This is a genomic window from Flavitalea antarctica (assembly GCF_054461535.1).
Genome location: NZ_JBTLQG010000013.1, coordinates 38,804 through 50,546, shown reverse-complemented (window position 1 = coordinate 50,546; position 11,743 = coordinate 38,804). Strand labels below are relative to the sequence as shown.

The 11,743-nt window shown below is 44.0% G+C and carries 11 protein-coding genes and 1 tRNA gene; 5 read left to right on the top strand and 7 right to left on the bottom strand.

What is annotated here, in order from left to right; all coding sequences use genetic code 11:
- Positions 1–223 precede the first annotated feature (223 nt).
- Positions 224–796, top strand: a complete 573-nt coding sequence (locus ACX0G7_RS13840) for a hypothetical protein (RefSeq protein WP_458924080.1) — start codon at positions 224–226, stop codon at positions 794–796.
- A gap of 211 nt (positions 797–1,007) precedes the next feature.
- On the opposite strand, the gene ACX0G7_RS13835 is transcribed toward ACX0G7_RS13840, so the two are convergent.
- Together ACX0G7_RS13835 and ACX0G7_RS13830 are read right to left on the bottom strand one after the other, a co-directional pair.
- Positions 1,008–1,081 (bottom strand) — tRNA-Met (locus ACX0G7_RS13835).
- Positions 1,082–1,386: 305 nt separating this feature from the next.
- Positions 1,387–2,028 (bottom strand): MgtC/SapB family protein, encoded by a 642-nt coding sequence (locus ACX0G7_RS13830; protein WP_458924079.1) that lies wholly within the window; start codon positions 2,026–2,028, stop codon positions 1,387–1,389.
- Between the two features lie 202 nt (positions 2,029–2,230).
- Between ACX0G7_RS13830 and ACX0G7_RS13825 the strand changes: the two genes are divergently transcribed.
- Positions 2,231–2,482: a hypothetical protein gene (locus ACX0G7_RS13825; RefSeq protein WP_458924078.1), complete on the top strand. Its 252-nt coding sequence runs from the start codon at positions 2,231–2,233 to the stop codon at positions 2,480–2,482.
- A 67-nt stretch (positions 2,483–2,549) separates the two neighbouring features.
- Complete coding sequence (locus tag ACX0G7_RS13820; RefSeq protein ID WP_458924077.1) at positions 2,550–2,834, top strand: hypothetical protein; 285 nt, start codon at positions 2,550–2,552, stop codon at positions 2,832–2,834.
- A 190-nt stretch (positions 2,835–3,024) separates the two neighbouring features.
- On the opposite strand, the gene ACX0G7_RS13815 is transcribed toward ACX0G7_RS13820, so the two are convergent.
- Both ACX0G7_RS13815 and ACX0G7_RS13810 read right to left on the bottom strand, forming a co-directional pair.
- Entirely contained in the window at positions 3,025–3,492 is a 468-nt protein-coding gene (locus ACX0G7_RS13815) for a ferritin-like domain-containing protein (protein WP_458924076.1), read from the bottom strand.
- 802 nt (positions 3,493–4,294) lie between these two features.
- A complete protein-coding gene (locus tag ACX0G7_RS13810; protein WP_458924075.1) occupies positions 4,295–5,380 on the bottom strand; it encodes a DNA topoisomerase IB in 1,086 nt (361 codons plus the stop codon).
- Positions 5,381–5,497: 117 nt separating this feature from the next.
- Between ACX0G7_RS13810 and ACX0G7_RS13805 the strand changes: the two genes are divergently transcribed.
- Together ACX0G7_RS13805 and ACX0G7_RS13800 are read left to right on the top strand one after the other, a co-directional pair.
- Positions 5,498–5,725 carry a hypothetical protein gene (locus ACX0G7_RS13805; protein WP_458924074.1) on the top strand — a complete coding sequence of 76 codons (228 nt, stop codon included), beginning with the start codon at positions 5,498–5,500 and terminating at the stop codon, positions 5,723–5,725.
- A 198-nt stretch (positions 5,726–5,923) separates the two neighbouring features.
- Complete coding sequence (locus ACX0G7_RS13800; RefSeq protein ID WP_458924073.1) at positions 5,924–6,430, top strand: pyridoxamine 5'-phosphate oxidase family protein; 507 nt, start codon at positions 5,924–5,926, stop codon at positions 6,428–6,430.
- A 43-nt stretch (positions 6,431–6,473) separates the two neighbouring features.
- Here the strand turns inward: ACX0G7_RS13800 and ACX0G7_RS13795 are convergent, their stop codons facing one another.
- The 3 genes from ACX0G7_RS13795 to ACX0G7_RS13785 form a co-directional block, all read right to left on the bottom strand.
- Entirely contained in the window at positions 6,474–8,258 is a 1,785-nt protein-coding gene (locus ACX0G7_RS13795) for a chloride channel protein (RefSeq protein WP_458924072.1), read from the bottom strand.
- A 239-nt stretch (positions 8,259–8,497) separates the two neighbouring features.
- The gene (locus ACX0G7_RS13790) at positions 8,498–9,205 is read right to left on the bottom strand and encodes a hypothetical protein (protein WP_458924071.1); all 708 of its coding nucleotides are present in this window, start codon (positions 9,203–9,205) and stop codon (positions 8,498–8,500) included.
- 354 nt (positions 9,206–9,559) lie between these two features.
- Complete coding sequence (locus ACX0G7_RS13785) at positions 9,560–11,626, bottom strand: alpha-ketoacid dehydrogenase subunit alpha/beta (RefSeq protein WP_458924070.1); 2,067 nt, start codon at positions 11,624–11,626, stop codon at positions 9,560–9,562.
- Positions 11,627–11,743 lie beyond the last annotated feature (117 nt).

Genomic DNA, 11,743 nt, shown 5'->3' with positions numbered 1-11,743 from the left:
AGTGCGATTAAGCGAGGCATCGCACAAAATATCTTAGCATGATCTCTCCAGGACCTTGGATTATATTCTTATCTGAATTTACTTCAATTTCTTGAAATATTCTAGTCTGTAATAGAGGGTGTAGGTATGCACCCGGCATGGCAAAGCTGTGCTGACTGCCAACATCATGATTGCTACATTTTGAACGGCATTGAAGTTTCGTAATTTCAATGGCATAAACAGCATGAGAAGAGTCTTAGTAGCAATTATCATTGGGTTTCTGTTATCCTCCTGTGCTAAACACAGACAGTGCAATACACAACCATATTATACCCTGACAGCATCAGTGAAACTATGGTTCCCATATAGCGGAAATGAAGACCTGGTATTCGAGGATTCCGGGTTAAGACAGGATACACTCCTTTTGCGGGATTTCTTTCTAGGAGAAGATGATGTTTGGAATGGAGATGAATGTGCTCAATCAAGGGGTCAGTTTCTAAGAGGCAGTATTATTGACCGGAGTTCGAATGACACCATTAAAACCGAGATCGGTTTCAATGAGAGGGTTTTGATCGAACGTAAAAACACCTGGATTCATTACTACGATACCAAAAATGTTGTCAGCCAACCAGGCACAAACAGGAGATTCGAAAGTACAGCCACCATAAATGGTAAAAGTTATAACAATGTGCTTGTCAATGAGTGCGCAGCCATAGACAACTGCAATATGTCTGGCATCACGAAATATTATTTCGCGAAAGGCAAGGGATTAGTAGCTTTTGAACGGAATGGTATCATATGGACGCGAAAAGAATAAGATCACAACTGAAGCACTTAGGCATATCCTGGAAAGGAGGATACAAGCAACTCTGAAGGATTTTTGCGATCAAATAACATCGTGAACCGGAATACCTGGTGACAATGATATATTCAGACTAAGATCAATGGATGGAGAACCTCCCAGTCAAGTCCGGGTATCAAGTGGGGAAAAAAGCCGAAACGCAGCACTATACTACGTTTCGGTATAGTAGCGAGGAGCGGACTTGAACCGCCGACCTTCGGGTTATGAATCCGATGCTCTAACCAGCTGAGCTACCTCGCCAAAGAGGGACGTTTGCTTAAGGGGTGCAAAAATAGACAAATACGGTAAAAATCTGAAATGAATTTCTAACTATTTAGAACCAGCCGGTTTTGAGCCGCGGGTATGATAAATACGGACTTCCGGTCATGGCTTCTCTAACGCCCCTGAGCGTTCTGATCATCGTCATTTGTTGTAAAACGGTAAAATTCAGGTCTGACTGGGATCTAGGGACTGCTGGCGCAGGTGTCAGCCTGACTGGCATCGGTCAACTCGCCGCTGAGGCTCAAAACGGATCCGGATGGTGGAAATCGCGATGAAACCAAACCCTAGTTGGGATCAATGGAAGCGAAATGAATGACCCGCGAGTCACTCATCAGTTTCTGGAGAAGGTCGTTATGTTTTGCTTCGCTGCCCTTCACGACGTATTCAAACACCAGTTCCGTACCGCGTTTGGCCAGGGTGGATCTGACGTACTTCAACCCGATTTGATGCATGAACGCCTCATATTCCTTATTGCCGACAAGGTTATCATTGAAAGTGATCTTGTAATTAAACTTTACATTGGTTCTTTCGAGCCACTTCCCGAAATAACCCAGGATATTGAGAACCACCAAAGCCAGGAAACAGGTAAATGCGGCGGCTGTATAAAATCCAACCGCTAAAGACATCCCGATCGCTGCCGTTACCCAAACCGTGGCTGCAGTAGTAAGTCCTTTAACCCCGGTTTCACTTTTGAAAATGACCCCGGCGCCCACGAAGCCAATCCCCGTTACGATATTCGAGGCAATCCTGTCTTTTGAATCCTCTTCAATCAGTATGGAAACTATCGTAAAAAGACAAGATCCGAGGCTGATCAGGATCAGCGTCCGGAAACCGGCAGATTTATTACGATATTCGCGCTCGGCGCCGATGATACCGCCGGCAATCGCCGCTAGTACCAATCGTAGCAGAATATCTTCGTTTGACATACATTAACCGGATGAAAAATGTGCCATGATCTGCTGCACTCCGCGATCTTCCTTTAGCGTCTTCAATACTGAATGTTGAGTAAGATGTTCCACAAGTCAGCCCTCCGAAAGGCCTCCGGCCATTATTATATATCATTACCGGCCTGCTTTCGACCATTAAAGTCCCGGAACAGTTTTTTAATGTATCTCGAAAATAACCGACATGAAAAGTTTTGTGAATATCTATTTTTCGATTGTGCTTATGATAACTGTTGGTATGCTCGCCTGCAATTCCGGAGAGAGCAGTAATGAGGAATCAGGAGACAGTGTAAAAACGCAGGATAGTTCCATGTTGAATAATTATGGCAATGAACATCCTAATGACCGGATCCATATGCAGGACAGTAATGCGGCTAAAGATAGCAGCACAATAGGAAGAGCTGATACAGCAAGGACAAGGGATTCTGCAAGATAGCCAACAAAGATCGTGACGCTATGATTAAGTGAAAACGTTGACGACAATAAACATTCAAACATTTTTTATGAACCCAGCAGCTAATCCCACTAAAGATCCCGGACCAAAAAAAAACGACGGATACTCAAAGCAGATCTCTCCTGAAAAGATCGTTAACGAACAGGACCAGGATAAGGTAAGTAATGGGCAGCCCAACCAGGAAATGAAAGAGGCAACAGAAGAAGCATCGACCTCGCCGGTGATAGAAAATTTGAATACAGGGCTAGCAGACAAAGCGACTGAAGAATCAGAACATGTAACTCAGGAAACTTTAGAAGAAGATAGAAAACATAAGGCAGGCATAAACGCTTAGCGGGGAACAACGAAACATGACCGGAAATATCAACAAGGGATGCTTTTAAAAGTGTCTTTTTTTTGTGTATCAAGGTTCCTTCAAGCTAACCATTTTTGCGGTCGGGCATATCCGGGCAAGGGCCGAAAAAAGCCGGTTCATTGAACCGGCTCGTGACTACACATCTCAGCATTAACCGTGAAAGATGTTCTTATTTTGCAATTTCATGCATATCCCTGTACTTCTTTATGGTATCATGTGCGACCCTCAGTGATGACTTTTGGTTGGTGATGAGCTGACGGATCTCAGTGTCCATAACGGCATCTGATTTCAGTGCTTCATCATAAGCCTTCTGGGCTGCATCTTCCCCGAATTCACAACTTTCCAGAATTGCATGACGATCCTTACCTGTGAACAATGCCTTTACATCCATCCAGGCACGATAAATTTTACCAGAGCCGGTAGTTGATGTTGTTGGATCACCACCAAGCTTTCCAACTTCAGCACTAAGTTCAGTTACATATTTCCTGCTTTCAGAGGAATACTGTGAAAACAACGCTTTAAGATCCACGTCTGCAGCAGAAAGTTCATTTGATGCCTTGTCATAACCAACAACGCGATCATTATTTATTTGAATAAGATCATTAAGTACTTCTATAAGCTCTGTATTTCTTTCCATGACAATTTGTTTAATTGTGATTAATGTTAATTGATATAATCGTTTATCGACTTATGAGTGTTTAAAAACCGTGCCTCGCTCTTATACTGTAACACATACCCCTGTGGAAATGAAATGAGGCCGCCCTGTAGAATAAAATTCACAACTTGAAGCAATCCATCCCGCTAACGACAGTTAACACCGTTATTTACCGCGTAAAAGCAAATGGCATGTTATTAGAAACGTGAGACGCAAAATAATTTGTAGTCTATTTGAAAAAAGAGAAACGGCGTACGTGCGTGAGATGTGTATGGATTAGTACTGGTAATTGTGAGGAACGATGCTCTGATAATAACGAAAGATTGATGTAACGAAAGAAAGATTGTTAGTAAGGAAATAGTGTCCGATCCGTGTAAGGGGTAAGTGGTGATTTTAGAATAAGAAAGGAGATTGGCTCAATTAGTGAGATAGTATATAGTGTTACTGAGTAAGTATATAGTTTTAGTGAGATAGTAGTGTTAATGAGATAGTACTAGTGATAATGATATAGATATAGTAGATGTGTTATAGTAGAATTGTTAGTGAGATGGTAGCAGTGTAAGAAGAGAGTTAATAAATAAAATGATTAAATAGTATTGAACTAATAATATTGAACTGATTAATATTTTTTTTCTACGCATGAAACGAGGTTTCCATTCTTGGTTACCTTTTTTTTTGTCCATACGTCTCAATATTTTCGGAGACTTTGAATGCTTATCAGGACTTAATACTTTTTCAGAACCTATCAGAACTATTCCAGCACTTATCGAAGCGTGTTCAGCACTTATGAATGCTTCTTCAATATCTTCATCAGGATCTCTTCTTCCGCTGTCAGCCCTGAAGCATTATCCGGTTCTTCAATCTGGTCGAGCTCCTTCAGATATTTATTCAGTTTATCTTCTTCATACAATTTTACCAGTCCCGGGTGAACATAATACTTCTTACACACCGTCCGGGTATTACCCAACTTTTGGCTAACCGTATCCAGCACAGCAACAATGTTCTTCTTTTTTTCTGTCTCCGTTATCGCATCTCCTATACTCCTGAACGCCTGGAGCGCGTGAACTGAGCCCGCCCAGGTTCTGAAATCCTTGGTTGTAAAATCCTGGCCCGTTGCTGACTGAATATAGCTGTTAACCGCTCCTGAATCGATCGTTCTTCTTTTACCATCTTCGACATAATATTGAAACAGTTCTTTACCGGGAATATCGCGGCATTCTTTAACGGCCCTGGCCAGTTTTTTATTTTTTAGCGATATCTCATGTTCGACACCTTTTTTTCCCTTGAAACTAAAATGCAACGTATCACCGGATACCTCAACGTGTTTATCTTTCAATGTCGTCAAACCATAAGAGCCGTACAACTTTTCATAACCGTTGTTTCCTATTCTTATATATGTTCTTTCCATTACGCTTAGCAACACAGCTAACACCTTTTCGAAAGAAAGTTCTTTTTTTGCGAAGTCTTTTTCAATCTGTAACCTCAAAGCCGGCAGCTGTTTACCAAATTCCAGGAGCCGGTGGAATTTAGTTTCGTTCCGCAAACTGTTCCATAAGCTATGATAACGGTATTGTTTTCTTCCTTTCAGGTCAAGACCGGTTGCCTGGATATGACCATTCTCCAATGGGCAGATCCATACATTTTCCCAGGCTGGCGGAATTACCAGTTTCTTTATCCGCTCGAGCTGTGCGTCGCCGGTCAATGGCTTACTATCATAAATATAAGTGAACCCCTTGCCGGATTTGATGCGCTGAATGCCCGGCTCGGAATCCTTTACGTAAATCAGTTTTATTGCCGCAGCGGCTTGTTCATAGTTCCGGTCGACCTTAAGAAATTCTTTGTGCGACAATTGTATGACTGGTTCTTCCATATTTATCTCCTTGATTTTGACAGTTAAATTAGAATGCCATCCGCAAACTGCCAGGGTCGTGTCCCGGGTTTCTACAGAATGGCATAGGATTTTTCCTCCTTATGGAAATTACATAAAATGGCAACAAAACATTCTTACATGGATGAGTCGGAAAAAAATCCCGACCCCGCACCGGTTGAGAAAGGCACCACCGAGAAGGATCAGAAAAATCTGAATCGTACGGACCCAGCTTTAAAGACGGGTTACAACGAAAAGAATCCTACACAACCCCAGGGCGGTTTTACGGCCGACTCCCAAACAGAGGAATCAGCAGCTGCAAACGACAAGAGCGACGAATCTGAATAATGTTACAGGTAATAAGCCCGTGGGTTCCTGAATATTTATTCCACAGATCTCAAACAATTGAATTCGTTTCCGGGCGTTTAAAGGGAAATGGGTAGTTTCTTCCACGGGCTTTCATTAAAATCTGGTTTAATGATTGGTAATTTTCGAAGAAACTGCTGGCACTAGTTTTTGAAATATCATGCAAACGCACCCCAGACAATGAACACTCAACAACTAAAATTTCTGCAGCATAAAATAGCTGATATAAGAAGCGCCCTGTTCAGCAATGAGTCAGAAGCGGTTCTGAAACTGCCAACAAATATCATCAGTGCTTTAACAGTGGATGACGCAGGCCAGATCTGGTTTTCAGTGAACCCTCCTCAGCAAATGCTACAGGAGTTTGACCATGAGTTCCCCGCCAAGCTAAGGTTCTTCAAAAAGGGCAAGGAATATTTTCTCCATATTTCAGGCAAGGCATACATTATCAGTGATCCCGAAGAAATACAACATCTCGTGAGCCTTCCTGAAGATGTAAGAGAAGGTGCGATAAATAATAAATTTGTACTTCTCAAGATGAGAATACAAAAGGCAGAATATTTTGAACGTCATTCCCGGAATTCAGCCGCGGGATTCACAAGCTTTATCAGCAAAATGTTCAGCTGGTTGTTCGATCACAAGACAGGAACAAAACACGCACCGGTATTACAAGGCTCTGCCGCAGCCTAAGGACCCAGGCACGAAGATTAAAACAACCGCGAAACTGGATTTGTCACTCATACAAATCTCCCTGCGAAGCAAGGATCTCACGATATTTATTGAATACCCTGGTTTGCGAAATAAAGCCAACGAACCGTTTCTCTTTATTGAGTACGGGGATGTACCAGCTGTTTGTCATATCAAACTTTTCCATTGCAGCATGCATGTCCTGGTCTTCCTGCAGCACGGCCGGCGGCGTCTTGATGATCGACCGGATTTCAATGCGTTGGAAGTTTGCGGCATCAAATAGTTGTTGCTTTATATCGTGCAATTCGATGATGCCCACAAACTTTCCCTTATTATCTTCTACTGCAAAGATATTTTTACTGCTAAGCTTTATAATCTCAACAAGGTCACCCAGGTTTTTGTCAATACCTATGGTGGCATAGGTATCCTGCAACATTTCTGTGAAACTTATAGAAGTCAGAATGTTCTTCTCCTTCTGATGGGTAAAGATCTGCCTTTCCAAAGCCAGTTTTTTTATTTCCATGGAATAGGGCTCGTAATGTCTGACGATGAAAAAAGAAATGGCTGAAACGATCATCAGTGGAATAAAGAGTTCATACCCATTGGTAATCTCGGCTATCAGGAAGATGGCAGTCAAAGGACAATACATTACCCCGCTCAGCATTCCGGCCATGCCAACTATGGCAAAATTGCCAACCGGCAATTGAAACCAGGAGCTGGTATTCAGGAGCCTCGAAATAAAGAACCCGAGATATGACCCTGCAAACAACGAGGGTGCAAAGTTGCCGCCGTTTCCACCGCTGCCAATAGTAATGCCGGCTGCCAGCGGTTTCAACAGTACTACCACACCGGTAAACAAGATCATTTTCCACTCGTCTGAAAAGTAGGATAGCAATCGCGAGTTGTCTGGAATGGAAGGAGTGGCATCGGCCAGTTCCTTTATACTGTCATACCCTTCTCCAAATAACGGCGGGAAAAGGAAGTAAATGACCATGAGCATGATTCCTCCCAGCAATGCCCGCCAATAAACATTTATTTTCCATTGCTGCAATTTGTGCTCAACGTTTTTGAATGTTCTGGCATAATATAACGAACAGAAACCCGCGATCACCCCCAGTAAAATATAATAGGGCACATTGTTCGGATCAAAAGTTTGCTTGAGTTTGAAATTGAATAACAAAGCCTCCTGCAGAATTATCTTCGAACATAGCGCACCAATTACCGCCGAGATAATTAATGGAATGAAATAGCTCACTATGGATTCTACCAGTAAAACTTCGATCGCAAAGATAACCCCTGCAATGGGCGCATTAAAAACAGCAGCTATCCCTGAGGCTGCACCACATCCGATGAGCAGGGTCCGCTCGCGGTAATTCAGCTCGTGTATCCTGGCAACGTTCGAGCCTATTGCCGAGCCGGTGGCCACAATAGGTGCTTCCAGACCGACGGATCCACCAAGACCAACGGTTACAGAGCTGGTAAGGATATGCTGGTAAGTGTGTTTGAGTGGAATAACCGAAGAATTACGCGCGATAGCTTTCAGCACCATGGCTATCCCTTTGTCTATACGTCCGTGGAACACCACCCGTACTATCATTACAGTCGCCAGCAGTCCCAGTCCCGGGAATAACAGGTAAGATAATTTTGAAACAGGTATCTCTTCTATCGCAACCTGTAAATAATGGACAGTAGTTTTTAGCAACACTGCGGCAAGGCCAGACACAAAGCCCACAACGGTAGCAACGAACATTATATACTGAACCCGGTTGAGCCGTGTCGCGAGGTAGTGGAAAATCGCTTTGTATAGAGTTTTTGCTTCTCTTATTTTCATCTTTAGCTTCATCAGACCATGGCAAATGTAGCCCCGTTCAATGAAGTACCAATCATCATAATACACAAAAAGGCGGCCCTGAGGAATCAGGGCCGCGAGTCACATGAGAAAAATTCCAGTACCGCAAAATAGTTCCGGGAGCTTTCGCGGTATATTTTGAGAATTGCCCCGGAAAGATTTTATTCACCCGGTGCAGATGCGCCGGTATGAAAATTCTTTTATTCGTTTTTACACGTCACCTAACTATATTGCCTGGCAACATGTAAGGGACGATGATGAAAAATGCTGACCAGCAGATCAAAGATGTCCTGGTTGCGATGATTAAACCTGAACTCGGTTTCCTTTACATGCAGGTAAAGGGTGTTTCCGTTAAGCCCCCTGAATTTTACCAACCGGGCCTTAAGCATGCTCCAGAATAACTCGATGTCATCAACCGGTCCTTTTAATGCAATAGGTTTGGGGATCCCATTATGGATCCGGTATAATTTCAGGTTGTTGAAATCGATGATCGCATCATAGGAGGTCAGGTTATATTGCCTTGCATATTCCTGGTTTTTAGATCCTGCCGATTTGAGCCAGTCATACACCTCCTGCGGATCCGGGGCAGCGATCTTATGAGCCCTCAGATTATCCTTGTCTGTTTTCAGACCATATAATGCTTTTTTATAGACAATATCACTCGGTATCAGTTCACTCGGGGTCTCTGCCGGCATAAGATGGGCAAAAGCAGGCGTATTGATCAAAGATCTATCGGTTATGGGTAAGCGCTCATCACAGTGAAGTGAGATATGCGATCTTATCAGTTTAAGGTATGCATTTATTGTTATCCGGCTAATGCCGGTAATGCTTGCAATCTGGGTTGCAGTGAGGTCATCGCAGAATAATTTCAATAATTCCCGCACTTTCCTTTCAGAAATATGTGCACCTTTTAGATATCTGTTTTTCATGAAAGAAGTATTAGGTGGTGTAATTAATTAATTGCTGTTGATCATCTACGATAGCCTACGTAAATAAGCAACAATTTCAGCAAGACTGCTTGTTAAAGTTTTATAAGCGGTTAAACCCGGGGATGTGCGATTAATGAGCTTATCAAGTCTAGTAATTTAGTTGGATTTGAATATCAGGAAGGCGAATCAGGTTGTTTTTTGCCAGGAGAAGGCAGGAGCAAATGCCGGAAAAACGGAGCAACAAAGCCAGCAGAACGCCGGAACAGAACTTCTGAAACCAGTGCAGTAAAGAACCGCTCAGTGGGGTTAAAACGATGCGGGATATACCAGGTTGAAGCAGTGAATGGGAGTAAATTAGTACTCCAGGAGCTGCCTGATCCGCAGTGCAACCTTCGCCGGGCTCGGCAACATGGCCGCTTCGAGCCCAACATTCATAGGAACGGCAGGAAGATCCAGCGCACCGATCACTTCTACCGGTGCATCAAGGAAGCGGAAACACTGATGGCTGATGCGACCCGCAAGGGATTGCGCAAATGAGTTGCCTGCCTGTTCTTCCGTCAACACCATGCATTTGCCATGTCTTTGCACCACTTTGAATACCATTGCCTCGTCGAGCGGAAAAAGCGTACGCAGGTCAACAATCTCTACCTGTCCCGGGAACTGTGAAGCAGCTGCCAGGGCCCAATAAACCCCCATACCATAAGTGATGATGCAACAGGTAACTCCTTTTGCACCTGCCTCCGGGTCGGGGTTTAATACAATGGCTGCTTTGCCGAATGGTAGTATATAATCTGCACCCGGTTCAGGTTGCCTGGCATTTTCCGTTCCCGGCACCTTGCTCCAGTACAGGCCCTTGTGCTCAAGCATAACCACGGGATTCGGATCAAGGAATGCCGCCTTCATAAGCCCCTTCATATCTGCAGCATTGGAAGGATAAGCAATCTTGATCCCCTTCACTGCCAACAATAATGTTTCAATACATCCACTGTGATAAGGCCCGCCACCGCCATAGGCACCCACAGGTATTCTTATTAGTGTTTGAACAGGGAATTTACCGTTGCTCAGATAACAGGATTTTGCGATCTCGGTGACGAGTTGATTGAAGCCGGGAAATATATAATCTGCAAACTGTATTTCAACAATTGGCTTAATACCAGTTGCACTTAATCCCACCGTGCTGCCTATAATATAGGCCTCCTGTATGGCAGTGTTAAAGACGCGGTGATCACCAAATCTTTCAGCCAGTGTAGCTGCTTCGCGGAACACACCGCCAAGTCGTCTGCCAACATCCTGCCCGAAAAAAACAGCCTCTTCATTTTGCTCCATAATTTCCCGTATCGCAAACAGCCCGGCATCTACCATCATTACCGGTTTCGCGTCGGCCGGCCGGCGTTCTCCAACTTCATCCGTTACAGGTGTAGGAACAAAAACATGTGTGGAAACAGTGGCAGGATCAGGTTCAGGCGCCGCGCTGGCCCGGTTGAACTGTTCTTCCACCATTGTTATACAATCACTTTCTATATCGGCAATCAACAGGTCACTGATACCAGCTTCTCTAAGGCTGCCCAGCAACCTGGTCAATGGATCATTTTGCGCATGTTCAGCGAGGTCACTTGATGACCGGTAAAATTCCTTTCTTACACCGCTTGTATGATGCCCGAGAAGTGGAACGGATGCCTGGACCAACCATGGACCGCGATACGTTCTTACATCGTGGATAACGTCATGCATACAGTTAAACGCCAGTTGAAAATCGCTTCCATCTACCCTTATCCTTTTTATGCCTTTGAAACCTTCAACATAGTCGTAAGCATCCATGGCCCTTGCCTCCGCACTGCTTACACTGATCCCCCATTTATTATCCTGCACGAGGTAGATGATGGGTAGTTGCCGCAGCACAGCAAACTGGATGGCTTCACTCACCTCACCTTCTGTAATACTTGCATCGCCCAGTGAACAGATCACTATAGGTTTTTCCCGCGCTGGTCCACTCACCAGCTTCCCGGGCAGATATCTTTCGAGGTGTTGAATGCCCTGTGCCAGGCCGGTTGCGGGAATCACCTGCATGCCAGTGGCGCTACTCTGGTGAATGATTGTTGGTTTATCAGGACCGCGATAATTGGGATGACAATAATAAGATCTGCCGCCGGAAAAGATATCATCTTTCCTGGCGAGCAGCTGCAACATCAGTTCGTATGGAGTAAACCCCAGGCCCAGCAATAAACTATCATCCCGGTAATAAGGACTTACGAAATCGCATGGAAGCAATTGCAAAGCGGTAGCAAGCTGGATTGCTTCGTGTCCCCTGGAGGTTGAGTGAACATAACGACAAATCTGCCGGTTGGCTTCGTAAGTTTCTGCCATGGTTTTGGCAGTACACATAAGTGTATATGCTTTTATCAAAACTTCTTTGCCTACCATGGATAACATGATTAAGTGCTTTGCTAATCTACGCCATTATAACAACCTGCCTGGTAATTATACAAGAAGATCACTTAACAGAAAAAGGACAGCGAACTGTCCTTTTCAAGAATTTAG